We start from the raw sequence: 23,625 nt of genomic DNA, 5'->3' as shown, positions 1-23,625 counted from the left end.
GCCGGGTTGACTGAGTCCGGGCGCGCTGACGCCCCTTCGCCGCCCTTGTCGAGAGGCGCAGCGCTGGTCACCGCCGCCTCGGGCCGGATCGGGGCGGTGCTGGCCAAGGCGGCCGCTCAGGCGGGCTATGACGTCGTCGTCCACTATCGTTCCGACGCCGACGGCGCGCAGGGCGTGGTTCAGGCGATCGAGGGCATGGGACGGCGCGCGGTCGCCGTTCACGCCGAGCTGACGGACCCCGACGCGCGCGCCGCCCTGATGGATCAGGCCTTCGCCTTCGGGCCGTTGCGGGTGCTGGTCAACAACGCCTCCCTGTTCGTCTATGACCAGCTGAAGACCTTTCAGGAGGCGGATCTGCGCCTTCATCACGAGGTCAACGTCCTGGCGCCGCTGGCCCTGATCCGCGACTTCGCCGCGCGCCTTCCTGAGGCGGACGAAGGCGTGGTGGTCAATATGCTGGACTATAAAGTCACGGCGCCGAACCCCGACTTCTTCTCCTATACCGTCAGCCGCGTGGGCATCGCCCACATGACCGGCGCCCTGGCGCTGGCCCTGGCGCCGCGCATCCGCGTCTGCGGCATAGCGCCGGGCCTGACCCTGCCCTCCGCCGGCTGGCCCGAGGCCGACTATCAGGCCGGGGCCGAGGCCACGCCGCTGAAACGGCCCGTCCCGGTCGAGGATCTGGCCGCCGCCCTGACCTTCATCCTGACCGCGCGCAGCCTGACCGGACAGAATCTGGTGGTCGACGCCGGGGCGTCCCTGACCCGCCGCGACCGCGACCTGGAGTTCGCCTGAGCCGTCAGCGGCGGCGTCGTTCGCCGCCACATGACCTTTATTTGCCGATAGGTTGGTGCTTTAGCTGCCGCCGTTCATCCTGAGACCTTCATGCCCGCTGTCCGTTTCACTCGCCGCTTCTCGATGGCGCACCGGCTGATCGCCGATGCGGGGTCGAAGTGCGCCGTGCCGCATGGGCACAACGAGTTCGTGACCGTGACGCTGGAGCCGACGGCCGAGATCGACTTCGGCGGCGCCAACTATGCGGCCTCCTTCGAGCGGCTAAAGGCGCGCTGGCACGGCTTCGTCGACCGCAGCCTGGACCACGCCTTTCAGCTGAACCGCGCCGACCCCTTGCTCGGCTGGTTCCAGCAGCATGAACCGCATCGGCTCAACCAGTTGCTGACGGTCGACGGCGACCCGACGACCGAGGCCCTGGTCATCGCCCTGTGGCGCAAGCTGGAAGCCATCCTGCAAGCCGAGGGTCTGCCGTTCCGCCTGGCCGAGCTGGCCATTGAGGAAACGCCGACCAACACCGTCCTGACGCGCGGCCTGACCGAGCCGGAGCGGGCCTGGGCGCTGGGCGGCTGGTGCGACCGGGCCGATTTCAGCATCAATGATCTTCTGCCGCCGGAGACCTGGTCTTGAGCGCCGTCGTCACCCCCTGCCCTCCGCCGAGCCGCGCCGCCTGGGCCTGAAAGTCATGGTGCGGGCGCTGAAGGTCGAAGCCTCCATCGGCTTCTATGACCACGAGCATGGACGGCTCCAGCCTCTGGTCGTGGACGTCGAGCTGGACCTGGGCGACGCGCCGGTCGAGCGGTTGGCCGACACCCTGGATTACGACGGCGTCGCCCGCATCGTGCGCGAACTGGCCGCGGGGCCGCACATCGCCCTGATCGAAACCTTCGCCGAACGCACGGCGGTCGCCTGCCTGGCTGATCCCCGCGTGCTGGGCGTCATCGTGCGGGTCGAAAAACCGGGCGCCATTCCTGACGCCGCGGCCGCCGCCTGCGAAGTCGCCTATTCGCGCTGAGGCTGGTTGCGCGGGGCCGTCCGTCCCGCCATCATCTCGCTCTGACAAGAGGTTCCGATGGTCCAGTCCGGCGATTACACCAGCAACAGCGACGGCGAGGTCTCGGCTGACCTGTCCGGGCTCTATGTCGGCTATGCGCTGATCCTGCTGGCGGCGCCGACCTTCGGCGTGGCGGCGGCGGTCGGACTGCTGCGGGTCTGGCGCCGTGCCGCGCCGGTCGATCCGATTCTGCGCAGCCATTTCATCTTTCAGCAGCGCACCCTTCTCGCCGCCGTCTGCGCCATCATCGCCGGCGCGGTGTTGATCCTGGTCAACGTCGGCGTCTTCGTCCTGTTCATCATGGCCGTGTGGACCATCGTGCGCGGCGCTCTGGGGCTGAAGGACCTGCTGAACGGACGCCCTATCGCTGAGCCCCGCCGCCTCTTCTACTGAAAGGACCGCCTTTATGAGCGAGCAGAACCCGGCCGCCCCCATTGCGGGCCGCGACGGCGCCATCGTGGCGTGGATCCTCTACATCCTGTCGATCCCCAGCGCGAACGTGCTGGTGCTGGTCGGTCTGGTGGTGGCCTACATCACGCGCGGCTCGGCCACGGGTCTGGCGGCCCAGCATGTCGAGGCGCAGATCAAGCTGTTCTGGTCGGTGTTCTGGATCAGCGCCATCCTGTGGGTGCTGGTGGCCGTCAGCGCCGTGGCTTCGGCCTTCCTGATCGGCATTCCGTTCCTTCTGCTGTTCGGACTTCTTTTGCTGCTGGTGTCGATCTGGTTCACGGTGAAAAGCGTTCTGGGTCTGCTGGCCCTGTTGAACGATCGGCCGGCCTGATCTGACCCCTTCAGGAGGAGCCTTTCGTGTCCGCCTTCAAAGACCACGCCGCCGACCACCGCTTCCAGCAGACATTCGCCGATTCTGACGGGACCGAGCATCCCGTCTGGGCCGAATACGCCGTGCGCGGTCATGCCCGCATCATCCTGCACGTCGAGGCCCACCCGGCCCTGCGCGGCACGGGCGCCGCCGGCCGCTTCATGCAGGCCCTGGCCGAACACGCCCGCGCCGAAAAGCTGACGCTGATCCCCCACTGCAGCTACGCCGTCGCCTGGCTGAAACGCCATCCCGAGTACGAAGACGTACTCGGTTCGTAGTGGGCTGCGGTCAGAAGGCTCCGCCTTCTCGACCCGACGCAGCCTGGCGCTTCGCGCGCTCAAGCAGCGAGCCGCCGCGCGGCGAGCGGTAGCGCCCTTAGATCAAGGATGACTCTTGGCGACGATGGCCTTCATCGTCTCGGCCTTGGAAGGCAGGTCCGCAACCAGGCGGGCGGCCAGTTCGCGGGCGCCGACCGGATAAGCGTCGCCGCCGTCGGCGATCTCCTTGGCCATCTCGGCGGCCTTGCACAGGGCGGCTTCGAGCGCCTCGACCTGTTCAAGGGCGAGGGCGCGAGCTTCGGCCTGCAGGCGCTTGACCCGTTCGGCGGTGGTTTCGGGGGCGCGCATCAGGTCATAGACCTCGGCTTCCGGCGAGGAGACCACGCGCAGGGCGGCGCGGGCGTCGGATTCATTGCTGGACTTGGTCATCGCATATTCTCCTGGCGACAGCATGCCTCATTTTCGCCTTAGGGTCGCATCCCATCTGCAGCCAAGCTGCAAGGACGGCGCCGCATGTTGCGCCAAGGCCGCATCAATCACGACCGCCGCCAACGGTTCCGCTTGTGTTACGCTCTTTGACACTGTGGTCCAGCCGCGCTTTGCTGTCGCCGCACAGGGAGACGCTGATGAGACAGACCGTTCCGCCGCCGAAGCCGCCTCAGGGAGAAGCAGGCGAGTGGACCCTTCTGCAAAGCCGGCTCGACCGCACCTTCTGGCAGTGGGACCGGCGTCCCGAGCCCGCCGCCCCCGTCCTGACCCGCTTCGTCATCGTGCGCCCGCCCGAACGCCTCGACTACGACACCTTCGATGAGGCCGAGGCCATGTTTGAGGCGATGGAAGAGTAGAGGGCTTCAGTCCGACGCCGCCTCGCCGCCCTGAACAATGCGGACCACGGCCAGGTCGGCGGTGACGTTGCCGAGGGTGCGGAAGATATCGGGCACGACCTCGACCGCCAACAGCAGCGGCAGCAGCTCCAGCGGCACGCCCATGGCGATGCAGATGGGGGCGATGGAGGCGAAGAAGCTGGCCTGACCGGGCAGGCCCACCGTGCCGATCGAGATCAGCACCGCTGTCAGCATGGCGGCGAACAGCTGGCCCGCCGAGGGCTCCAGCCCGAACAGGTGGGCGCAATAGATGGCCACCCCCAGATTGGCGACCGGGCTGGTGATGCGGAAGACCGCCACCGCCAGCGGCAGGACCAGACCCGCCGTCGCCCGCTTGACGCCCAGTTCGTCGACCGCCCGCTCGACCATGACCGGCAGGCTGGCCAGCGACGACTGGGTCGAGAAGGCCACCACCTGCGCCGGCGCCGCCGCCCGGGCGAACCGGCCCAGCGACACCCGGCCGAAGATGACCGCCAGCGGATAGAAGATCAGGCCGATGCCGATGCAGGCGATGGAGATCAGCGCCACATAGTGCAGCAGCACCCCCGCCGCGCTGGCCCCCGCCGTCAGCCCCACCCCGATCGACAGGGCGAAGACGCCCAGCGGCGCGACGCTCAGCACCCAGCGGACGATGACGATCATCGTCTCGCCCACCGCCTCGAAGAAGGTGATCAGAGGCACGCGCAGCCGCTCGGGCAGCCCCGAGGCCGCAAAGCCGAAGAAGACGGCGAACACCACCATGCCCAGAATGGCGTCCTCGGCGGCCGCGCGGATCGGGTTGGACGGGGCGATGGTCTTCAGAAACTCGCTGAACGGCGCGCCCGCGCCCAGGCCTTCGGCGCCTTCCGGCTTGATGGCCAGCAGCAGGCGCGCGCCTTCCGGGTCGATCGGCCACAGGGCGTGCAGCCCATAGGCCGCCGCGACGGCGTACATGGTCGCAAAGACGATCAGCCCCCGAACCAGGCCACCGCCTTCAGCGCCAGACGCCCGGTCCGCGCCGCATCGGCGATGGAGGCGATGCCCGTCACCAACAGGCTGAACACCAGCGGGATGATCGTCATCCTCAGCGCATTGAGCCACAGCTGGCCCAGCGCCTGGATGAGGTCGGCCGTCACATGCCCGCCCGGCAGGCCCCAGCGCTGCGCCGCCGCCCCGGCGACCAGGCCCAGCACAAGCGACAGCAACACAAGCATGCTGAGAGAGGTCAGAAAGGAACGCGCCGATTTCATCCGGCCACGCTAGCAGCCGCCGCGCCGTGCGCCAGCGGAAATCGGCGACCGCCTCCTGCCTTAATGCGGCGTGCCTGAATTGGCCGGGTCCAGCGGCAGGCCCGCCGCCTGACGCGCCTTCATCACCCGCAGCCAGCCGTGCATGGCCTCTGAATCCAGCCCGTGCATCATCAGCCGATAGCCCGCCTGCAGCGTCGACAGCGCCACCAGCGGGTGGCCGTTCTTGACGAAGGCCATGTGGTAGCTCGTGCCCAGGATGCGGGCGATGTAGATGGCGATCACTTCATCCAGCTGCAGCGAGCTGGACGCCCGCACGAAGTCGTCGCGCGGCAGCATCAGGGCGTAGATCGGAGTGTAGAACTCCACCGCCGTCTGCACGTCGACGAAGTTATGCCATTTGCGCGGAAACTCCTCGAACGGCGGGAATTCGTCCGAGATCATGGAGAAGTCGATGCGTTCGGGCGGCGTCAGCTCCCGCCCCTCGGCGCGCAGGGCGGCGTTCAGCTCGATGACGAAGTTGAAGATGTTCAGATCGTGCTGAAGGAACAGGTCCGGCTCGATGTCCTTCAGCCGCGTCGGCGTCAGCGGCCACTTCGTCACCTTGTCGCCCACGCCCGCATTCTCCCGCACGAAGGCGGTCAGCTCGGACCCGACATGGAAGTGGCGCAGGATCACCCGGTTGGCCTCGGGCGTGGCGAAGGTGCGCAGGCCCCAGTGGATGGTCTTGTGCAGCAGGCCGTTCAGGTTCGGGTATTTCGGCGAAATGACCCGCAGCACCTTCACCAGACAGAAGAACAGGAACACCAGCGGCCGCGCCACCGGGAACAGCCAGCGCCGCGAGCGCGACCGCGCCCCCAGCAGCAGGTCGCGCTTGGCCCCGTCGTCGATCGGCAGGCTGTGATCGAGATACAGCGCCATCCACGGGTCGGGATCCCTGGGGTCGAACCGCGCGGGGTCGAACGGGTCCTCGTGCGGCTTATAGTATCTCACGCCGCGATCTCCTCGATCTGCAGGGCGTAGAGGCGGGCCGTCACCCTGGCCGTCGTGACGATGCGTTCGGCGATGAAGGGATCGGGCAGGACCATGCCCAGCATCTCCTCGAATTCCTTCATGTGCTCGGCGTCGTTGTCGCCGTGATACAGCAGGAAGCGCACCGCCTCGTCGGGCAGGGCCAGCCGCTCCTGCACCTTCAGGCCCCACGGCCGCGCCTTGATCGAGCCCAGCCCCTCGATGATGAACATGGCGCCCAGCAGGCCGAAGGGATCGGGCTTGGACGCCTCATGGAACATCCACGCCGACAGGGCCTCGGACCCCACATTCTTCGGCGCCGACTGAATATCCTCCAGCGCCCCGCCCGAGGCTGTGAAGTCGGCCTCCAGCAGGCGGAAATCGCGATGCTCCGTCACCGCATGGCGCATCAGGGTCGAGCGCAGCTCCAGATGATCCTCGCCGATGTTCGACGCCGCCCGGCTCATCCACAGCGCCCCGTCCTTCACCTGCTGGCGCAGGTTGATCAGGAAGGCGTGGTAGTCGGCGACCTCGAACCGCCCGCGCGTCAGCTTGCGGATCAGGGGCGTGGCCTCCAGCCGCTGCTCGAAATCGGCGAAGACAACCGCCAGCTTCCTCAGAGTATCGGCCACCGCCGCCTCGGCTTCGCGTTCCGCCATCACACAATCTCCAGCATCATGAAGCCGATCATCGCCCGCCCGCTCTCGGGCACGATGCACAACACCCTGTCTCCGCGCTTTCCGCGTCCCGACTTCAGGAAGGCGTCCAGCATGACCCAGATCGAGGCCGAGCCGACATTGCCGCTGTCGGCCAACGTCGTGAACCACTTCTCCTCCGGGATCATCGCCGCCGTGCTTTCCAGCAGGCCGACAATCTCCTGACGCAGCGACCGCGCGGAGTAGTGACACAGCAGATGGTCGACCTGATCCGGCACGATCCGCCCGGCGTCCACCTTCTCCAGCCAGACGCCGATCCAGGCGCGGATGACGATCTTCAGCAGGTCGAAGTCCTGCAGCAGGGCCACCGCCCCCGCCGCATGGGCCGCCGCCGGGCCTGCGTGGCTCCAGGCGCTGGTCATGTCGGCGCGCGCTTCCGGCGTCGATCCGGCCCACATGCAGGGATCGAAGCGCCCGGCCAGCGACGTCATGTCGATCCACTCGACCTTCAGGCTGAAGCCGTCGGGCTTCGGCCTCGGCTCCATCACGACGGCGCCCGCCCCGTCCGACAGGGTGAAGCGCAGGAAGTCCGCCTCGATCCGCGCGCGGCCCTTATCGTCCACCAGCGCCGTGCCCTCATAGAAGGCGGGCCGGAACCAGCGCGAGGAAAACTCTCCCGCACAGGCGGCGGCCACATCCGCCTCGCCCGCGCGCACGCTCAGCCACGCGCCCTTGGCCGCCATCAGGGCGCTGGCGCAGACTGACTGATAGCTGAACGCCTCCAGCGGCCCCGCGCCCAGTTCGGCCTGAACGGCGCTGGCGTGGCCGGGCACCAGATAGTCGCCCTGCGTCGCCGCCGCGCCCAGATGCTGCAGGTCGCCCAGGCTCAGCCCCGCTGCGTCCAGCGCCGCCCGCACCGCCTCGGCGCACATGGAGGCGTTGGAATGCAACGGCGCCCCGTCTTCGTTCAGGGCGTAGTGCCGCCCTTCGATCCCGTTCCAGCGCAGGGCGCGGCGCCCGACAGCGGACGGCCGCCCGCCGATCCGGCCGATGAAATCCTCCATCCGATCGTTGCCGATCCGCTCGCCGGGCAGGACGGCGCCGGTCCCGGTGATGAAGACGTCGCGAAGCTCACTCATGGCGCGGACCTTGGCGATACGGCCCCAATCGCACAACCGGGAAATCGCCGTTTCAGACGTCGCCCTTTATCGGAATCGCCGTTCCGCGCGCCCTAGCGTCGCGCAGGCGCAGGCATTACCTTGATGTTCATGGCCCGTTCTCCCGCGACACCGTCCCCGAAGCTGACCAAGCCCGTCCACACGCCCAATCCCGGTCTCAGCGAGGCGCCCGTCGCCTTCGATCACGGTCGTGCGCCGATGTTCGCGCCGGTGAGCGGTCCGCGCCTGACGCCCGAGGAAGCGCCCGCCGCGCCCGCCGACTGGGTCCCTCACCGCCCCGACCGGCCGACCAACAAGAAGCGCATCCCGTTCCGGCTGGAGACGAAATACCAGCCCGCGGGGGACCAGCCCTCCGCCATCGCCGAACTGGTCGCCCAGGCGAACGACGGGGAACGCGAACAGGTGCTGCTGGGCGTCACCGGCTCGGGCAAGACCTTCACCATGGCTAAGGTGATCGAACAGACCCAGCGCCCGGCCCTGATCCTGGCCCACAACAAGACGCTGGCGGCCCAGCTCTATTCCGAGTTCAAGGCCTTCTTCCCCGACAACGCCGTCGAGTATTTCGTCAGCTACTACGACTACTATCAGCCCGAGGCCTACGTCCCGCGCACCGACACCTACATCGAGAAGGACTCGTCGATTAACGAGCAGATCGACCGGATGCGCCACGCCGCCACCCGCGCGATCCTGGAGCGGGACGACGTCATCGTCGTCGCCTCGGTCAGCTGCATCTACGGCATCGGCTCGGTCGAGACCTACACCGCCATGACCTTCGGCCTGAAGGTCGGCGACCAGATCGACGAGGCCAAGCTGCGCGCCGACCTGATCGCGCTGCAGTACAAGCGCAACGACGTCCACTTCGAGCGCGGCATGTTCCGCAAGCGCGGCGATACCCTTGAGATATTCCCCGTCCACCTTGAGGACCGCGCCTGGCGCATCAGCCTGTTCGGCGACGAGATCGAGGCCATCGACGAGTTCGACCCCCTGACCGGCAAGAAGACCAATGCGCTGGACGAAGTCACCGTCTACGCCGCCAGCCACTACGTCACCCCGCGCCCGACGCTCAATCAGGCGATTACCGGCATCAAGGCCGAGCTGAAGGAGACGCTCGACTGGATGGTCGAGAACGGCAAGCTGCTGGAGGCCCAGCGCCTCGAACAGCGCACCCGCTTCGACCTGGAGATGATGGAGGCCACCGGCTCCTGCGCCGGCATCGAGAACTACAGCCGCTGGCTGACCGGCCGCGCGCCGGGCGAGCCGCCGCCCACCTTCTTCGAATACATCCCCGACAACGCCCTGCTGTTCGTCGACGAGAGCCACGTCACCGTGGGCCAGATCGGCGCCATGTACCGCGGCGACTACCGCCGCAAGTCGACCTTGGCCGAGTACGGCTTCCGCCTGCCGTCGGCCATCGACAACCGGCCGCTGAAGTTCGAGGAATGGGACGCCATGCGGCCCCAGACCGTCTTCGTCTCGGCCACCCCCGGCGCCTGGGAGTTGGACAAGACCGGCGGCGTCTTCGTCGAACAGGTCATCCGCCCAACCGGCCTGATCGACCCCCCGGTCGAGATCCGCCCCGTCTCCGGCGCGACCCGCAACCAGGTCGACGACGTCATCGACGAGGTGAAGGCCACCAGCCGCGCGGGCTACCGCTCCCTGGTCACCACCCTGACCAAGAAGATGGCCGAGGACCTGACCGAATACATGCACGAACAGGGGGTGCGCGTCCGCTACATGCACTCCGACGTCGACACGCTGGAGCGCATCGAGATCCTGCGCGACCTGCGCCTGGGCTCGTTCGACTGCCTGATCGGCATCAACCTGCTGCGCGAGGGCCTCGACATCCCCGAGTGCGGCCTGGTCGCCATCCTCGACGCGGACAAGGAGGGCTTCCTGCGCTCCGAGACCTCCTTGATCCAGACCATCGGCCGGGCCGCGCGCAACGTCGACGGCCGCGTCATCCTCTACGCCGACCGCATGACCGGCTCGATGGAGCGCGCCATCGCCGAGACCGACCGCCGCCGCGAGAAGCAGCAGGCCTACAACCTCGAACACGGCATCACGCCCGAGACGGTCAAGCGCGACATCAAGGAGATCCTCGACAGCCCCTATGAGTCGCGCGACCTGGACCGCCTGACCCGCCCCGGCGTCGCCGAGGAAGCCAAGCCCTTCATCGGCTCCAACTTCCAGGCCGCGCTCAAGGATCTGGAAGGCCGGATGCGCGAAGCCGCCGCCAACCTCGAGTTCGAGGAAGCCGCCCGCCTGCGCGACGAGATCAAGAAGATGAAGCTCCTCGACCTCGAGTTCGCCAACGAAGCGCTGACGGGCGCGGGCGAGGAAGTCGACAAGTCCGCCCCCAAACGCTGGCGCAGGGAAGCGGCGGCCGAAAAGGCCGAGGCGTTCAGGAAGGGGCGCTGACGCCCCTCCCCTTCACCCCCGTCAGTTTCCCTTGGTCCCGGAGGTGTGAGCCGGGCCGCGGAAGATGGCGTTCAGGAACATCGGCTTCAGCCCTTCCAGGAAGGCGCGCATGGTGACGTCCTGGGTGAAGGCGACGACCTGGCCGCGCCCGACTTCGGACGCCATGGCGACGGGCTTGTAGGCCAGCTGGCGGCGGTTCTCGGCCCACAGCTGCCCGGACGCCAGCACCTGATCCGGTCCGGCCAGACGCACGACGTTGGTCCCCTGATCGCGGGCCAGAGGGGTGTAGATGTCCGAGCCGCGCACCATGACGCTGAGGGTCGGGGCGACGCCCGCGCCCAGCCAGTGTTCATTGTCGACCACGGCGCTGGCCAGGACGCCCGCGACCGGATCGGGCGCCCCGCCGTGGTGGCCGGTCAGGGCCAGGTATTCGGCGTCGGTGGCGATCTCGCTGCCGCCGTCCTTCTTGTCCTTGTCGCCGTCGCCGGAGGCGGCGCTCTCGCGGCGGCTCTCCAGCAGCTTGGAATCGGGATCGGTCAGCAGGCGGCTGGCCGAGCCGACGCCGATCAGGACGCCGCCCGCCTGGACCCAGGCGCGCAGATTAGCGACGCCGCTCTCGCCGAGGATCTGCTTATAGTCGCCGCCCGAGGGCAGGATCAGCACCTGGTAGCGGGACAGGTCGGCGTTCGCCAGGCGGCGGGTGCGCACCGCCGTGACGGGCCAGCCGTATTCCCGCTCCAGCACATGGCGGATGGATCCGGCCGATTCCGGCTCGGTCGGGTCATCCCAGGCCATGGCCACGCGCGGGGCGGCGATGAGCGTCGCCTTGTCCGAGCCGACGCTGGGACCGCTGGAGACCCAGGAGGTGGCCAGCGGCGTCACCTGGGCGCCGCTGCCGGCGGCCAGACGGCGGACGCGCTCGTCGAGGTCGGCGGGCGACCCGGCGCGCGGCACGATAAAGGTCCCGCCCGGATAGGCGCGGCCGTCCAGGGTGAAGGGCTCCTCGACGGAGCGGACCGGCAGCTTGTCGGTCAGGGCGGCCGTCAGGAAGCGCATCCCCGCCGTGCCCGGATGGATGGCGTAGCCGTAGGTCGCGTCGCCGGAGGCCACGGCGGCGGGGCGGATCAGTTCGGGGCCGACGGCGGCCGTCTGGACCGAGGGGGCGCCGGTGCAGCGCTGGCTCGGCACGTTGAACAGCAGGGGCAGCGACCAGCCGGTCAGATCATAGATCTCATCGCCCAGACCGCGCGCGCGGCGGGCCTCCTGCTCGGCCAGGAATTTCGGGTCCAGCGGCACGTCCTTGGCCAGCAGGGTCTCGGCCATGCGGCGCTGCGGCTGGGACAGATTCACGATGTAATCGCCCGCCTGATAGCTCTGGCCGCAGGCGGAGAAGGATGCAGTCGCGCGTCCGACCTCCAGTCCCGAACGCACCAGCAGTCCCGCCAGCTTGTCGGCGGCGGCCGGGTCGGCCGCGGCGGAGCGCGACAGGACATAGGCCCCCGTCCGCCTGAAATCCCGTCGCGGTGGAAGGCGTAGAAGTCGCTGAGCAGTTTCTCGCGGTCGCGGGCGGCGGTCTCGATGGTCGACAGGGTGGCGGTCAGGTGGCCCTTGACCGTATCGGCGTAGGTCAGCATCTCGCCCGAGGAACGCCGCGCCAGCAACCCGCGCGATGAGCCCTGCTCATAGGTCATGGAGACGGCGCCGAAATAGGCGGGCCAGCCGTCGCCGTAGCCGGGGTAGAAGGCGTCGAAGGTTTCGCGCGTGAAATAGTCCAGCCCCGCCTGATCGAAGCGTCCGGCGGTGTTGCGGCCGAACCGCTCGCGCGCGTCCAGGATCGGCGGATAGATCCAGGGGTTCAGCGGCTGGGCTTCGGGCGGGAAGAAGAAGCTCGAATCCGTGCCCATCTCGTGGGAATCGACCACTACCTGCGGACGCCATTCGCGGATCAGGGCCGAGTGCCCTTGCGTCTCCGGCTGGGACTGGATGAACCAGTCGCGGTTCAGGTCGAACAGATTGTGGTTGAAGCGGCCCGACGGCCAGGGCTCGGCCCGCTCGGCCGACAGGGGATCGCCGTTGGGCTGGGCGCCCAGGCCCGCCTCGAAGCTGTTGATGAAGCGCTCGCGCCCGTCGGGGTTCTGGGTCGGGACGAAGACGACCACGACGTTCTCCAGCCAGCCTTGCGCCTCGGCGTCGAGGCTGTCGGTCAGGCGGCGCGCGGCGGCCAGAGCGGCGTCGGCGGGGCTGATCTCATTGCCGTGGACCGAATAGGCCATCCAGACGATGGCCGGTGTGTCGTTGATCAGGGCGCGGGCCTGCTCGGGCGAGGTCTTGCGCGGATCGGCCAAGGCGTTGGTCGCGGCCTTGATCGCATCCAGCCGGGCGATGTTGCGCGGCGAGCCGACGGCGGCCCAGAACAGGGGGCGGCCCTCCCACGACTGGGCGTAGTCGCCCATGACCATGCGGTCGGGATTGGCGGCGCGCAGCGCCTCGAAATAGCGGCGCACATCAGCCGAGCGTGTGATGCGCTCGCCGCTGTCATGGCCGACGACGGCCTGAAGCGCGGGCGGCGTCTGTTGCGCCAGTGCAGGCGCGGCGCCCAGGGCCAGGCTGAGCGCCAGCATGGAACAGGCGGCGCGGCGACGATACGACATTCAGAATACTCCCCTACGGAGCGGCCAACTTAGCCTTGCGGGTCCCGTGAAGGAAGCGGCGGGACATCCTGTATTGACTATGGCGCACAGTATGTCGCATACACTGTGCGTCACACACTATGTGGCGGCAGGTGAGGCGACAGCGTGGATCGGGAACTGTTCGAGACGATGCGGCTGGAGCTGCGGCGCGGGACGCTGGTCCTGGCGGTGCTCGCCTGCCTGCGGACCGAACGCTACGGCTACACCCTGCGTCAGGCGCTGGCGGCGGATGGGCTGGAGATGGAGGAATCCACCCTCTACCCCCTGCTGCGGCGGCTGGAGGGGCAAGGGCTGCTGACCAGCGAATGGCGCGAGGAGGAGAAGCGAAAGAAGCGCTTCTATGTCCTGTCGCCGGGGGCGAGGCCATGCTGGCCGCCCTGACCGAGGAATGGCGCGGCATCAACGCCTCGCTGGAACGAATTCTCTGAAGGGACGGGAGAGGGCGCGATGGACATCATCGAACGCTATTTGGAGGCCGTGGCGGCGCAACTGCCGACCGAGGACCGCGAGGACATCGTCGCCGAACTGCGCGACCTGATCCTGAGCCGCGTCGAGGCCCGCGAAGAGGAGCTGGGCCGTGCCCTGAGCGACGAGGAGAAGGAGGCGATCCTGCACGAGATCGGCCATCCGCTGATCGTCGCCGCCCGCTATCGCAAGGGTCCGGACAGCCTGATCGGGCCGGAACTGTTTCCCTATTGGCTGTTCGGGGCCAAGGCCGGGCTGATCGTCATTGCGGCCGTTCAGGCGCTGGGGCTGTTGGTCAGCGTGTTAGGCGCGCCGGCTGATTTCGGACGAGCGATCAGCCAGGCCTTCCACGGCTTCTTCTCCGGGGGCTGACCCTGCTGGGAGCGCTGACCTTGGCCGGCGCGATCCTGGAGCATTACGACATCAAGCCGACCTGGCTGACGAAATGGCGGGTGCGCGACCTGTCGGCCTTCGGCCTGGCCGATCCGGCGAAGTGGGGCGCCTCTCTGTCGGGCTCTGAGAAGGCCAAGGCGGAGTGGTTGCCGAAGGGCGCCCGCGTGTGGGGCGTGACGGCGAACGACAAGCCGGGGCTGGAGGCGCTGGCCTCGCTGATCGTCGGGGGCGTCTTCGTGATGTGGTGGATCGGCGTGATCCGCTTTCCGGGCCTGGGCGAGTTCTCCTTGAGAAGCGGCGCGGTCGGGATCGAGGCGGCGCCGGTGTGGGCGGCCCTCTACGGCCCCATCCTGGCCCTGGCCGTCGGCGGCATGGCGGTGGACGCGGTCAGCCTGATCCGCGGGCGCGAGGGGCGGTTGACCTTGCTGCTGAAGATCCCGCTGGCGGGCGCGGCGCTCTGGGTGCTGTGGCGACTGTTTGATGCGGGCTGGTGGCTCACCTTGACCCAGGGCGCGGCGAGCGCCCGCGTCGAGGGCGGGGCGACGAACATCAGCCTGGACGCCCTGCGCGCGGTGAACGATGCGGGCCGCGATCTGGAGGGGACAGCCCTGACGCTGGGCACGGTGCTGACCTGGGTGTTCGCGGTGATGGCGATCAGCTTCGTCGTCAACATCGCGACCTATGTCTGGCGGCTCGCGACGACGCGCGAGGGGTGATCTGCCGGGCTGCGGCGCCGTCATGTCCGAAAACCGCGAGACAGGCCATCATCTCAGGCGCAAGGTGCGGGCATGGACAACGCCCGCGACACGCTGGATCAGGAGGCCTGTTATCGGGCGGTCCTGACGCGCGACCCGCGCTTCGACGGGCGCTTCTTCACCTGCGTGAAGTCCACCGGAATCTATTGCCGCCCGGTCTGCCCGGCGCGGACGCCCAAGCGTGAGAACATGCGCTTCGTCATCAGCGCGGCGGCGGCCGAGGAGGCGGGCTTCCGCGCCTGCCTGCGCTGTCGGCCGGAAACCGCGCCCGATATGGGCGCGTGGCGGGGGACGTCCAACACTGTCAGCCGGGCGCTGAACCTGATCGAGGCGGGGGCGCTAGATGAGGGCGACGTCGACGCCCTGGCCGCGCGGCTGGGGGTAGGCGAGCGACACTTGCGCCGCCTGTTCCGCCAGCACCTGGGGGCCGCCCCGGTCGGCGTGGCCCAGACGCGCCGCGTCCTGCTGGCCAAGGCCCTGATCCACCAGACCGACCTGCCCATGGCCCAAGTCGCTATGGCGTCCGGCTTCGGCAGCGTGCGCCGCTTCAACGAGACGTTTCAGGCCCTTTATGGACGGCCCCCGTCAGCGCTGCGGGCGCGGGCCGAGCGGCCGTGGGACGCCAAGTCGAATGAAGGCGTGCGGCTGAGCCTGCCCTATCGCCCGCCCTATGAGGTCGAGGCCATGCTGGCGGCCCTGAAGGCGAGGGGCGAGACGGTTGAGGGCGGGGTCTGGCGTCGCGTTCTGAACCCGGCGACGGACGGGGCGACGGGCGAGGTCTCGGCCCGGTTCGAGGACGGGAACCGCCTGGCGGTCACGGCGGCGCTGGACGACCTCAAGGCCCTGCCAGGCGTGCTGGCGCGGGTGCGGCGGCTGTTCGACCTGCCAGCCGACCCCGAGGCCATCCGGCGCGACCTGTCGCTCGACCCTGTTCTGGCGCCCTTGGTCGCGGCGCGGCCCGGCCTGCGCCTGCCGGGCGCCTGGATCGACGATGAGGGCGACATGGCCAGCGACCGGCTTGAAGATCACAGGCTCGCGGCGCGGGCCGAGCGGTGGCGACCCTGGCGGGCCTATGGCGCGCTGCACCTGCGCGAGGCAGGCGTAGACGGCGCGGCGATCATGGAGAGCGACGATGAAAAAGACGCAGCTTGAAGCCTTTACGCTGGACCGCATCGCCACGCCGGTGGGCGAGGTGCTGCTGGTCACGGACGCGGAGGGGCCGTGCGCGCTTTCGACTTCACCGACTATGAGGCGCGGATGATGACGCTCCTGGCCCGTCATTACGGCGAGGTGCGGCTGACGCCCGGCCGCGCGCCCGAAGCGGTGCGGAAGGCCATTATCGCCTATTTCGACGGCGACCTGACGGCGCTGGACCGCCTCGCCGTGAAGACCGGCGGCACCGACTTCCAGCGCGCGGTCTGGGCGGCGCTGCGCACCATTCCGGCGGGACGAACCTGGAGCTACGGCCAACTGGCGAAGGCCATCGGCAAGCCCGCGGCGGTGCGCGCCGTGGGGCTGGCCAACGGAGCCAATCCGATCGGCGTCATCGTGCCCTGCCACCGCGTCGTCGGCGCCAAGGGAACCCTGACCGGTTACGCGGGCGGGCTGGAGCGCAAGCGCTGGCTTCTGGCGCACGAAGCGTCGCAGCTTGGCCCTGATGATGGAACGGGACAGGGGGCGTTTGCGCTGGACTGACAGCGCCCTTTCCTTTCGGCGCTCATATGTGGAGTCTGATATGAACCTGCCCAACGGGGCTCTGGTCGCCGTCGCCGACGGCGAGAAGCTGAGCCTGTTCCGCAACACCGGCCACAACCTCGACATCCAGCTCAAGCCGATGGCGACTCCCGAAATCCCCGAACGCCTGTCCGGCGCGCCGGGCCGCCGCTCCAGCGACGCCAACCCCGACAACGACACCCAGGCCGAGGACGGCTTCGCCATGGGCGTGGCCGAGGCGCTGAACCACATGGCCCTGACCAACAAGTTCGAGGCCCTGGCCGTCGTCGCCGCGCCCAAGACCCTAGGCCAGTTGCGCAAGCATTGGCACAAGACGCTGGAAGGCCTGCTGGTCGGCGAAATCGCCAAGGATCTGACCGGCCGCCCGGCCGATGAGGTGGCCGAGGCGATCAGCCGGGCGTGACATAACGCCCGTCATCCCGGCCGCAGCCTCGCTGGCGAGGCGGAGAGCCGGGACCTCCCAGACCTCGACGTTCGCCTCTCTGGCGGTCCCGGACAGCGGCTGCGCCGCTTCCGGGATGGCGCCGGTGGTCAGGCCGCCCCGTCCAGGAACAGGCGGCAGGCCGCGTTGTCCGTCTCGTCGACGTACGGATAGCCCAGGTCGTCCAGCGCCGTCGTCAGGGCCGCCGCCTGATCCGGCGGGACGCTGACGCCCGCCAGCACCCGGCCCGCGTCGTCGCCGTGGTTGCGATAGTGGAAAAGGGTCAGGGCCCAGGCGGGCTGAAGGCTGTTGAGGAAGCGCAGGAAGGCGCCCGGCCGCTCGGGGAACTCGAAGCGCAGCAGCCGCTCATGCGGCAGGCCGATGGTGCGTCCGCCGACCATGTGGCGGACGTGCAGCTTGGCGGTCTCGTTGTCGCTCATGTCGACGACGGCATAGCCGTCGGCGGTCAGGCGACGCAGAAGGCTTTCACGCTCGGCGGCGCCGTCGCGCAGGGCCACGCCGACGAAGATCTGGGCCGTGCCGTCGCCGGACCAGCGATAATTGATTCCGTGATCGAGCGGCCGTCCAGGCTTTGCAGGAAGCGGTGATAGTCGTCGCGCCGATCGGGCATGGAGACCGCGAACAGGGCTTCGGCGCCCTCGCCGATCTCGGCCCGCTCGGCGACGTGGCGCAGGCGGTCGAAGTTGACGTTGGCCCGAGTTGATCGCGACCAGCGCCCCCGATCCGGGATTGCGCGCGGCCCAGGCCTTTAGGCCGGCAAGCGCCACGGCGCCCGACGGCTCGGCTACCGCGCGCACGTCGTCGAAGATGTCCTTCACGGCGGCGCAGATGGCGTCGGTGTCGACCAGGACGATCTCGTCCAGCAGATCGCGGCACAGGCGGAAGGTTTCGTCGCCCGCGCGGCGCACGGCCACCCCGTCGGCGAACAGGCCGACCTGATCCAAATCGACGACCCGCCCGGCCTCAATGGCGCTTTTCATCGTCGGAGCCTCGGCCGGTTCGACGCCGATCAGGCGCGTCTCAGGCCGCAGGAAGCGGACGATGGCCGCCACCCCCGCCGCCAGCCCCCGCCGCCGATGGGGATTAACACGGCGTCGATCGGATCGGCGTGCTGGCGCAGGATCTCCAGCCCCACCGTCCCTTGCCCGGCGATGACGTCGGGATCGTCGAAGGGGTGGACGAAGGCGGCGCCGGTCTGCTTCTCCAACTCGCGGGCGTGGGCGTAGGCGTCGTCAAAGCTTTCGCCATGCAGCACGACCCGGCCGCCCAGCCCCTGGACCGCCGCCACCTTGATGCCGGGCGTGGTGGTCGGCATGACGATGGTGGCCGCCGCGCCGCGTTTCGCCGCCGCCAGCGCCACCCCTTGCGCATGATTGCCCGCCGAGGCGCAGATGACGCCGCGCGCCAACTCCGCCTGGCTCAGGGCGGCGATCTTGTTGTAGGCGCCGCGGATCTTGAACGAGAAGACCGGCTGCAGGTCCTCGCGCTTCAGCAGGGCGGTCCGGCCGAGGCGGGCCGACAGCCGCTTGAGCGGATCGAGGGGGTCTCCTCGGCCACGTCATAGACGCGGGCGGTCAGGATGCGGCGGACGGTGTCTTGCACGATGATCTCGGTCAGGCGTCAGAAAAAGAAACGAAGCGTGTGCTCGTCTAGGCCAGACCAAACCTTATGAGAACGAAAATTGCGCCCTTCCCTGCTAATCTAAAGCGCCTTCTCCAGAACCACGAAGGCCAGGTCGCGCGTTCGGGGCAGGCCGAAGCGGGGGTCGTCCAGCGGGAAGGGGCGGGTTTCGCCGGTCAGGCGATAGCCGCGCCGTTCGTACCAGGCGATCAGTTCGGCGCGCTGGCGGATGACGGTCATCTCCATGCGCGTGGCGGCGAAGCGGGCGGCGGCCTCGGCCTCGGCGGCCTCGATCAACAGACGGCCCAGACCGCCCGCCTGACGCGCCGGATCGACGGTCAGCAGGCCCAGATAGGCCAGGCCCCGCCCCTGATCCGCGACCTGAACGCAGCCGATCAGGGCGCCGTCGACCTCGGCCAGCAGGATGATCCGCGAGGCGTCGGCGAGGATGTCGCGCAACTCCGCCTCGTCGGTGCGCTGGCCCTCCAGCAGGTCAGCCTCGTGGGTCCAGCCGGCCTTGGCGCTGTCGCCGCGATAGGCGCTTTCGATCAGGGCGCGCAGCGCCGGCACGTCGTCCGGCGCCGCAGGTCGAAAGACCGGGCCGGTCAACGGCGCGCCCGGCGCGGGGCGGCCTTGGGCGCATCCGCGCCCAGTTCGGCGATCAGGTGATCCATGCCGTAGACGTCGCGCAGGGCCGTGGTCACGGCCTGGGTGGTGACGATGACGCTGCGGTTGACGTTGCGGTCATAGCCATAGGCGTTGCGCTGGGTCAGGACGGTGGAGTCGAAGTTGGCGCCGATGATCTCGCCCTTCGCATTCACCGCAGGCGAGCCCGACGAGCCGCCGATGGTGTCGGACGAGACGGCCATGTTCATCACCGCGTTCGGGTCAATGCGGTCCTTGGCGGCCAGCAGCTTGGGCGCGACGTTGAACGGCTCGGCGCCGGTCGCCCGGTCCCACAGGCCGGCGAAGGTGGTGAAGGCGGGGATGCGCTGGCCCGGCACGTCCGTGCCTTCGACCCGGCCGTAGGTCAGGCGCAGGGTGCCGGTGGCGTCCGGATAGACGGCGTCGCCGAAGACGGCGAAGCGGGCGGCGGCCAGCTGTTCCGAGGCGCGGTCGGTCGGCGCCTTGACCTTGTTGTCCCAGTCAGCGCGCACGGCGCGGGCGTCGGCGTCGATGGCCAGGACGTACTGGATCAGAGGATCGGTCGAGGCCTGAACGGCGGGCAGGCCGCCTTCCCACAGGGCGCGGCGCACGTCCGGATCGGCCAGCTTGGTGCCCTCGACCAGACGGGCGGACAGGCCCTCGGGGCTCTCCTTGCCCAGCAGGGTGCGGACGTAAGGGCTGTCGACGGTCAGCCATTCGCGCGTCTTGGACAGCCACCATTCCAGACGGATCTGCTCCAGCTCCGGATAGGTCGGGCGGGCGGCGAACAGGCTGGACTGCACGCCCGGCAGGCGGCTGTCGGCGAACTCGGGCAGGCGCTGATCCGACGGCTTGGCGCGCTCCTGCGCCCCGCGCACGATGGCCCGCGCCCAGCTGAACAGGGGCGAGCCGCCCGCCACCGAGGTGGTGCCCATGCCGGTGCCGCCTTCCAGCAGGGCCATCGGGGCGTAGAGCCTCGCGCGCGATCGGCTGGACCTGCGCCAAAACGGCCCAGGGATCGCCGACCTCGGCCGACAGGGCCTCGTTCTCGGCCACGCCGCGGCGGAAGACGGTTTCCTGCCCGGCCAGCTGATCCATAAAGGCCGGGTCGATAAGAGCCGCCATCCGGCCGCGCCCGCGCTTGTAGGTGTTCTCGACGCCCGACAGCGGGTCCATGGCGATGAAGGCCTGATCCTCGCCCTCTTCCGAATAGCGGATCAGACGCCCGCGCAGCTCCGACGCGATCAGCTGGTCCAGCGGCAGGACCACGTCGCGGATGGTCATCAGCTGAGCCTGCGTCAGCAGACGCTGGGTCGAGCCGGGGTTGCCGGTGACGAAGACGGGCTCGCCCTCGGTCGGCTTGTTCGGGTTCCAGGTGAAGTGGGTCGGGGTCGCGGCGGGCTTGCCGTCTTCATACAGGCGGATGAAGGCGGCATCGATGGCGAAGCGCGGGAAGGAGAAGTTGTCCAGATCGCCACCGAAGGTCGCGGCGCGGTCTTCCGGCGCCCAGGCCAGACGCACGTCGGAGTATTTGCGGAACTTGTAGAGTTTGAACTGGCCGCCGCGATACAGGCTGACGACCTGACAGCGGATCTTGGCGTCGTCGCCGCAGGCTTCGGTTTCGATGCGGCCGGCCTCGGCCTCGCGCGCCTGGGTGTAGGCCTGGCCGTCCAGCCCGGTGCCCGCCTTCTGGACCCGCGCGGTGACGTCGGTGATGTCGGTCAGGATTTCCGCAGAGGCGCCGGGGCATTGCAGCTCTTCCTCGCGGCTCTTGGGGGTGAAGCCGGTCTCATTATACTGAAGCTGGGGCGTCGACAGGTTGGCGACGCAGGACGAGACGCAGTGGTTGTTGGTCATCACCAGCCCCTCGGCCGAGATGACGCCCGCCGAGCAGCCGCCGAACTTCACCGACGACAGGCGCACGCGGTCCAGCCAGGCCTGATCGATATTGGTGCCCAAGGTCTGATTGGCGCGGGCGATGGGGAAGTTGTCGTAGGTCCACATGCCCTCCTCGGCCTTGGCGGAAGAGGCGGCGGCGAAGGCCAGGACGGCAGCCGAGGCGAACAGCATGTGACGCATGAGAAGCTCCTGATTCAGACTCCGGCGAGGAAAAACAGAGTCTAATTCGTCTGAATAGTCTGAAATCGGCAGGAAGAAAGCTAGCAGGCCGATGCGTCAGAGGGGGCGTAACTTTTCCTCCCTATCGCATGGCGATGGGGAGGTGGATCGGCGGCGAAGCCGACGAGCCGGAGGGGCTGCTTGGTTCTGCTGTCGCAGGCCCCTCCACCACTTCGTGGTCCCCCTCCCCACGATGTGGGGAGGAGAAAGTCGCCTTATTTAGCGACGCACGCCCAGTTCGCGCAGGAGGCGCGGCTGGTTGTAGACGTTGCGCAGGGCCTCGGTGACGGCGGCGGTCGAGACCGACACCGTGCGGTTCAGCTCGCCGTCGTAGCCGAACGAGCCGCCCAACGAGTGGATGTTGCCGTCGAAGGCGGCGCCGATCACTTCGCCCTTGGCGTTGATAACCGGCGAGCCGGAGTTGCCGCCGATGATGTCGTTGGTCGAGACGAAGTCGTAGACGACATCCTTGTTGATCCGGTCCTTGGCCGCCAGGAAGCGCTCGGAGGCGTTGAACGGCTCGGCGCCGGTGGCGCGCTCGTACAGGCCGCCCATGTAGGTGAAGGACGGCACGGTGACGCCGCGATAGGTCCAGCCCTTCACCTGGCCGTAGGACAGGCGCAAGGAGAAGGTGGCGTCGGGATATAGGTTGTCGCCGTAGACGGCGAAGCGGGCCTGGGCGACCTTTTCCGCGGCGCGGGCGGTCGGGGCGTTGACGCCGGCGTCCCATTGGGTGCGGACGGCCTGTGCGGCGTCGTCGTTGGCCAGGACGAAGGCGATCATCGGGTCGCCCGAGGCGGCCAGCTGCTCCGGCGTCATGGCCAGGGCCTGCGCGCGGAAGGCCGGGTCGATCAGGCGGCTCTGCACCAGACGGGCGGCGATGGTTTCGGGGCTTTCGGCGCCCAGCATGGCCTTCACATCGGCGCTGTCGACCGTCAGATATTCGCGGGTCTTCAGCATCCAGTGCGACAGCTGGATCTCCTCGACGCCGACCGGGATCGGGGCGTCCGAGGCCAGGCGGCGGCCCAGGGCGGCGATGTCGCTGTCGGCGTAGCCGGCGCGGCGTTCGGCGACCGGCTTGGCGCGCTCCTTAGACGCGCGGACGATGGCGCGGGCGTAGGAATACAGGGTCGAGCCGCCGCCGGCGTTCGCCTCAAGCTGGCGATAGGGCAGATAGAGGTCGCGGGCCGTCGCCTGCACCTTCTCCAGATCGCCCCAGGGGTCGCCGATCCGCTCGGCCACGGCCGGGTCGGCGGCGACGCGCTGGCGCAGCTCGGCCTCTTCCTGGCGCTTCTTGGCCATGAAGGCGGGGTCCGTCAGGGCGCCCTGCTGGCCGTAGTAGACCTTGAAGCTGTTCTCCAGACCGAAGATGGGGTCCAGCGCGACGCGCTTTTCTTCCTCGCCCAGGGTCGAATACTCGACCAGACGGCCGCGCAGTTCGGCGCTCTGGATCAGGGTGATGGGGATCTGCTGGTCGCGCAGGCGCTCCAGCTGGCTCATGGTCAGCAGGCGCGAGGTCGAGCCGGGGTTGCCGGCCACGAAGGTCGGCTCGCCGTCGGTGGGGGCGTTGGGGTTCCACTTCAGGTGGTTGGGCGAGGCGACCGGCTTGCCGTCCTCATAGGCGCGCAGGAAGGCCGCATCGAGGGCGTAGCGCGGGAAGTTGAAGTTGTCCGGGTCGCCGCCGAAGAAGGCCGCCTGGAACTCCGGCGCGAAGGCCAGACGCACGTCCTCATACTTGCGGAACTTGTACAGGGCGTATTTGCCGCCGCGATAGAAGCTGATGACCTGACACGTCAGCTTGCGGTCGTCGCCGCAGGCTTCTTTCTGGATCTTGTCGATCTCGGCCGAGCGGGCGGCGACGAAGGCGGCGCCTTCCAGGCCCGAGCCGGCGCCCAGGACGCGGTCGGTGACGTCGGTGATGTCGGTCAGGACCTCGGCCGTCTGGCCGGGGCAGGTCTTCTCTTCCTCGCGCGTGGCGGGCATCCAGCCGTTCTTGACGTAGTCGTTCTGGGCCGTCGACAGGTCCTGGACGCACGAGATGACGCAGTGGTGGTTGGTCAGGATCAGGCCTTCGCCCGAGACGAAGGAGGCCGAGCAGCCCTGCAGGCGCACGGCGGCGTTGCGGACGCGGTCCAGCCAGGCCTGATCGATGCGCGTGCCGTACTTCTCATTGACCGTCTGGATCGGGAAGGTGTCGAAGGTCCACATCCCCTCGTCGGCGCGCGCGGCCGAGGCGGGAGCGTTGACCACCACGGCGGCCATGCCGAGGGCGGCCAGCGAGGCGGTGAAGGAAAGGGTGCGGCGAACCGACATAGGCGTCTCCGAGAGGCGGGACACCACGCCCACGCCTTGCTGTTGAAGTCGTCACTAAACCCGCGAGGGGCGCCCCTCAAGCCCCGTAACAAATCCGGCCGAGCCAGCCTTACCCCGATTTAACTTGGCCAAG

At 68.8% G+C, this 23,625-nt stretch carries 25 protein-coding genes and 3 pseudogenes; 15 read left to right on the top strand and 13 right to left on the bottom strand.

What is annotated here, in order from left to right:
- The first annotated feature begins 45 nt into the window (after positions 1 to 45).
- The 6 genes from V8F63_RS07210 to V8F63_RS07185 all read left to right on the top strand — a co-directional run bounded on the left by V8F63_RS07210 (position 46) and on the right by V8F63_RS07185 (position 2,944).
- Positions 46 to 795, top strand: coding sequence for an SDR family oxidoreductase (locus tag V8F63_RS07210; protein WP_392354898.1), 750 nt, complete (start codon positions 46 to 48; stop codon positions 793 to 795).
- A gap of 90 nt (positions 796 to 885) precedes the next feature.
- Entirely contained in the window at positions 886 to 1,422 is a 537-nt protein-coding gene (locus V8F63_RS07205; protein WP_392354897.1) for a 6-carboxytetrahydropterin synthase, read from the top strand.
- Positions 1,423 to 1,477: 55 nt separating this feature from the next.
- Positions 1,478 to 1,807, top strand: coding sequence for a dihydroneopterin aldolase (locus V8F63_RS07200; protein WP_167309558.1), 330 nt, complete (start codon positions 1,478 to 1,480; stop codon positions 1,805 to 1,807).
- A 57-nt stretch (positions 1,808 to 1,864) separates the two neighbouring features.
- Positions 1,865 to 2,239: a serine/threonine protein kinase gene (locus V8F63_RS07195; RefSeq protein ID WP_392354896.1), complete on the top strand. Its 375-nt coding sequence runs from the start codon at positions 1,865 to 1,867 to the stop codon at positions 2,237 to 2,239.
- 13 nt (positions 2,240 to 2,252) lie between these two features.
- Positions 2,253 to 2,627 (top strand): membrane protein, encoded by a 375-nt coding sequence (locus tag V8F63_RS07190; RefSeq protein ID WP_025978605.1) that lies wholly within the window; start codon positions 2,253 to 2,255, stop codon positions 2,625 to 2,627.
- 26 nt (positions 2,628 to 2,653) lie between these two features.
- The gene (locus V8F63_RS07185; protein ID WP_025978606.1) at positions 2,654 to 2,944 is read left to right on the top strand and encodes a GNAT family N-acetyltransferase; all 291 of its coding nucleotides are present in this window, start codon (positions 2,654 to 2,656) and stop codon (positions 2,942 to 2,944) included.
- A 102-nt stretch (positions 2,945 to 3,046) separates the two neighbouring features.
- Here the strand turns inward: V8F63_RS07185 and V8F63_RS07180 are convergent, their stop codons facing one another.
- The gene (locus V8F63_RS07180) at positions 3,047 to 3,373 is read right to left on the bottom strand and encodes a hypothetical protein (RefSeq protein WP_392354895.1); all 327 of its coding nucleotides are present in this window, start codon (positions 3,371 to 3,373) and stop codon (positions 3,047 to 3,049) included.
- Between the two features lie 197 nt (positions 3,374 to 3,570).
- On the opposite strand from V8F63_RS07180, the gene V8F63_RS07175 reads away from it, so the two are divergent.
- Positions 3,571 to 3,789: a hypothetical protein gene (locus tag V8F63_RS07175; protein ID WP_025978608.1), complete on the top strand. Its 219-nt coding sequence runs from the start codon at positions 3,571 to 3,573 to the stop codon at positions 3,787 to 3,789.
- A gap of 6 nt (positions 3,790 to 3,795) precedes the next feature.
- Here V8F63_RS07175 and V8F63_RS07170 read toward each other — a convergent pair whose 3' ends face one another.
- The 5 genes from V8F63_RS07170 to V8F63_RS07150 form a co-directional block, all read right to left on the bottom strand.
- Positions 3,796 to 4,761, bottom strand: coding sequence for a cation:dicarboxylase symporter family transporter (locus V8F63_RS07170; RefSeq protein ID WP_392354894.1), 966 nt, complete (start codon positions 4,759 to 4,761; stop codon positions 3,796 to 3,798).
- A gap of 14 nt (positions 4,762 to 4,775) precedes the next feature.
- Positions 4,776 to 5,021, bottom strand: coding sequence for a cation:dicarboxylase symporter family transporter (locus V8F63_RS07165; protein WP_392354893.1), 246 nt, complete (start codon positions 5,019 to 5,021; stop codon positions 4,776 to 4,778).
- A 96-nt stretch (positions 5,022 to 5,117) separates the two neighbouring features.
- Complete coding sequence (locus V8F63_RS07160) at positions 5,118 to 6,047, bottom strand: DUF6999 family protein (RefSeq protein WP_025978610.1); 930 nt, start codon at positions 6,045 to 6,047, stop codon at positions 5,118 to 5,120.
- Positions 6,044 to 6,784, bottom strand: a complete 741-nt coding sequence (locus V8F63_RS07155; RefSeq protein ID WP_392354892.1) for an iron-containing redox enzyme family protein — start codon at positions 6,782 to 6,784, stop codon at positions 6,044 to 6,046. The genes V8F63_RS07160 and V8F63_RS07155 overlap by 4 nt, the downstream gene beginning before the upstream one ends.
- Entirely contained in the window at positions 6,724 to 7,860 is a 1,137-nt protein-coding gene (locus V8F63_RS07150; protein ID WP_392354891.1) for a beta-ketoacyl-ACP synthase III, read from the bottom strand. The genes V8F63_RS07155 and V8F63_RS07150 overlap by 61 nt, the downstream gene beginning before the upstream one ends.
- A 129-nt stretch (positions 7,861 to 7,989) precedes the next feature.
- On the opposite strand from V8F63_RS07150, the gene uvrB reads away from it, so the two are divergent.
- Positions 7,990 to 10,317 carry an excinuclease ABC subunit UvrB gene (gene uvrB, locus V8F63_RS07145; RefSeq protein WP_392354890.1) on the top strand — a complete coding sequence of 776 codons (2,328 nt, stop codon included), beginning with the start codon at positions 7,990 to 7,992 and terminating at the stop codon, positions 10,315 to 10,317.
- Between the two features lie 21 nt (positions 10,318 to 10,338).
- On the opposite strand, the gene V8F63_RS07140 is transcribed toward uvrB, so the two are convergent.
- Positions 10,339 to 11,748: a hypothetical protein gene (locus tag V8F63_RS07140; RefSeq protein WP_392354889.1), complete on the bottom strand. Its 1,410-nt coding sequence runs from the start codon at positions 11,746 to 11,748 to the stop codon at positions 10,339 to 10,341.
- Complete coding sequence (locus V8F63_RS07135) at positions 11,664 to 12,968, bottom strand: M14 family zinc carboxypeptidase (RefSeq protein ID WP_392354888.1); 1,305 nt, start codon at positions 12,966 to 12,968, stop codon at positions 11,664 to 11,666. Before V8F63_RS07135 ends, V8F63_RS07140 begins: the two co-directional genes overlap by 85 nt.
- A gap of 168 nt (positions 12,969 to 13,136) precedes the next feature.
- Between V8F63_RS07135 and V8F63_RS07130 the strand changes: the two are divergent.
- The 7 genes and pseudogenes from V8F63_RS07130 (at position 13,137) to V8F63_RS07100 (ending at position 16,757) form a co-directional block, all read left to right on the top strand.
- A pseudogene (locus V8F63_RS07130) lies at positions 13,137 to 13,435 on the top strand (helix-turn-helix transcriptional regulator).
- Positions 13,436 to 13,454: 19 nt separating this feature from the next.
- Entirely contained in the window at positions 13,455 to 13,844 is a 390-nt protein-coding gene (locus tag V8F63_RS07125) for a hypothetical protein (protein WP_392354887.1), read from the top strand.
- A 20-nt stretch (positions 13,845 to 13,864) separates the two neighbouring features.
- A complete protein-coding gene (locus V8F63_RS07120) occupies positions 13,865 to 14,581 on the top strand; it encodes a hypothetical protein (protein ID WP_392354886.1) in 717 nt (238 codons plus the stop codon).
- Positions 14,582 to 14,653: 72 nt separating this feature from the next.
- Positions 14,654 to 15,772 (top strand): Ada metal-binding domain-containing protein, encoded by a 1,119-nt coding sequence (locus V8F63_RS07115; protein ID WP_392354885.1) that lies wholly within the window; start codon positions 14,654 to 14,656, stop codon positions 15,770 to 15,772.
- Positions 15,753 to 15,881, top strand: coding sequence for a hypothetical protein (locus tag V8F63_RS07110; protein WP_392354884.1), 129 nt, complete (start codon positions 15,753 to 15,755; stop codon positions 15,879 to 15,881). The genes V8F63_RS07115 and V8F63_RS07110 overlap by 20 nt, the downstream gene beginning before the upstream one ends.
- The gene (locus V8F63_RS07105; protein ID WP_392354883.1) at positions 15,842 to 16,315 is read left to right on the top strand and encodes a methylated-DNA--[protein]-cysteine S-methyltransferase; all 474 of its coding nucleotides are present in this window, start codon (positions 15,842 to 15,844) and stop codon (positions 16,313 to 16,315) included. Before V8F63_RS07110 ends, V8F63_RS07105 begins: the two co-directional genes overlap by 40 nt.
- A gap of 40 nt (positions 16,316 to 16,355) precedes the next feature.
- A complete protein-coding gene (locus V8F63_RS07100; protein ID WP_025978619.1) occupies positions 16,356 to 16,757 on the top strand; it encodes a host attachment protein in 402 nt (133 codons plus the stop codon).
- A gap of 128 nt (positions 16,758 to 16,885) precedes the next feature.
- On the opposite strand, the pseudogene ilvA reads toward V8F63_RS07100, so the two are convergent.
- The 5 genes and pseudogenes from ilvA to V8F63_RS07075 form a co-directional block, all read right to left on the bottom strand.
- Positions 16,886 to 18,401, bottom strand: a pseudogene (ilvA, locus tag V8F63_RS07095) (threonine ammonia-lyase, biosynthetic).
- A gap of 96 nt (positions 18,402 to 18,497) precedes the next feature.
- Complete coding sequence (locus tag V8F63_RS07090; RefSeq protein WP_392354882.1) at positions 18,498 to 19,025, bottom strand: GNAT family N-acetyltransferase; 528 nt, start codon at positions 19,023 to 19,025, stop codon at positions 18,498 to 18,500.
- Positions 19,022 to 19,996, bottom strand: a complete 975-nt coding sequence (locus V8F63_RS07085; protein ID WP_392354881.1) for a S46 family peptidase — start codon at positions 19,994 to 19,996, stop codon at positions 19,022 to 19,024. The genes V8F63_RS07090 and V8F63_RS07085 overlap by 4 nt, the downstream gene beginning before the upstream one ends.
- A gap of 91 nt (positions 19,997 to 20,087) precedes the next feature.
- Positions 20,088 to 21,065, bottom strand: a pseudogene (locus V8F63_RS07080) (S46 family peptidase); the annotation flags it as partial.
- Between the two features lie 333 nt (positions 21,066 to 21,398).
- Entirely contained in the window at positions 21,399 to 23,492 is a 2,094-nt protein-coding gene (locus tag V8F63_RS07075) for a S46 family peptidase (protein WP_134582290.1), read from the bottom strand.
- Between the last annotated feature and the right edge of the window lie 133 nt (positions 23,493 to 23,625).

The sequence above is a fragment of the Brevundimonas sp. LF-1 genome (genome assembly GCF_037055305.1).
GTDB classification, from domain to species: domain Bacteria; phylum Pseudomonadota; class Alphaproteobacteria; order Caulobacterales; family Caulobacteraceae; genus Brevundimonas; species Brevundimonas sanguinis.
This window is presented reverse-complemented; position numbering and strand designations above follow the sequence as displayed.

Bases quoted from the DNA above. Each gene is read 5' to 3' on its own strand.
- V8F63_RS07205 (WP_392354897.1), top strand. From the start codon at position 886: ATGCCCGCTGTCCGTTTCACTCGCCGCTTCTCGATGGCGCACCGGCTG.
- V8F63_RS07200 (WP_167309558.1), top strand. From the start codon at position 1,478: ATGGTGCGGGCGCTGAAGGTCGAAGCCTCCATCGGCTTCTATGACCAC.
- V8F63_RS07195 (WP_392354896.1), top strand. From the start codon at position 1,865: ATGGTCCAGTCCGGCGATTACACCAGCAACAGCGACGGCGAGGTCTCG.
- V8F63_RS07190 (WP_025978605.1), top strand. From the start codon at position 2,253: ATGAGCGAGCAGAACCCGGCCGCCCCCATTGCGGGCCGCGACGGCGCC.
- V8F63_RS07180 (WP_392354895.1), bottom strand. From the start codon at position 3,373: ATGACCAAGTCCAGCAATGAATCCGACGCCCGCGCCGCCCTGCGCGTG.
- V8F63_RS07175 (WP_025978608.1), top strand. From the start codon at position 3,571: ATGAGACAGACCGTTCCGCCGCCGAAGCCGCCTCAGGGAGAAGCAGGC.
- V8F63_RS07170 (WP_392354894.1), bottom strand. From the start codon at position 4,761: ATGTACGCCGTCGCGGCGGCCTATGGGCTGCACGCCCTGTGGCCGATC.
- V8F63_RS07165 (WP_392354893.1), bottom strand. From the start codon at position 5,021: ATGCTTGTGTTGCTGTCGCTTGTGCTGGGCCTGGTCGCCGGGGCGGCG.
- V8F63_RS07150 (WP_392354891.1), bottom strand. From the start codon at position 7,860: ATGAGTGAGCTTCGCGACGTCTTCATCACCGGGACCGGCGCCGTCCTG.
- uvrB (WP_392354890.1), top strand. From the start codon at position 7,990: ATGGCCCGTTCTCCCGCGACACCGTCCCCGAAGCTGACCAAGCCCGTC.
- V8F63_RS07135 (WP_392354888.1), bottom strand. From the start codon at position 12,968: ATGTCGTATCGTCGCCGCGCCGCCTGTTCCATGCTGGCGCTCAGCCTG.
- V8F63_RS07125 (WP_392354887.1), top strand. From the start codon at position 13,455: ATGGACATCATCGAACGCTATTTGGAGGCCGTGGCGGCGCAACTGCCG.
- V8F63_RS07115 (WP_392354885.1), top strand. From the start codon at position 14,654: ATGGACAACGCCCGCGACACGCTGGATCAGGAGGCCTGTTATCGGGCG.
- V8F63_RS07110 (WP_392354884.1), top strand. From the start codon at position 15,753: ATGAAAAAGACGCAGCTTGAAGCCTTTACGCTGGACCGCATCGCCACG.
- V8F63_RS07100 (WP_025978619.1), top strand. From the start codon at position 16,356: ATGAACCTGCCCAACGGGGCTCTGGTCGCCGTCGCCGACGGCGAGAAG.
- V8F63_RS07085 (WP_392354881.1), bottom strand. From the start codon at position 19,996: ATGGGCACCACCTCGGTGGCGGGCGGCTCGCCCCTGTTCAGCTGGGCG.
- V8F63_RS07075 (WP_134582290.1), bottom strand. From the start codon at position 23,492: ATGTCGGTTCGCCGCACCCTTTCCTTCACCGCCTCGCTGGCCGCCCTC.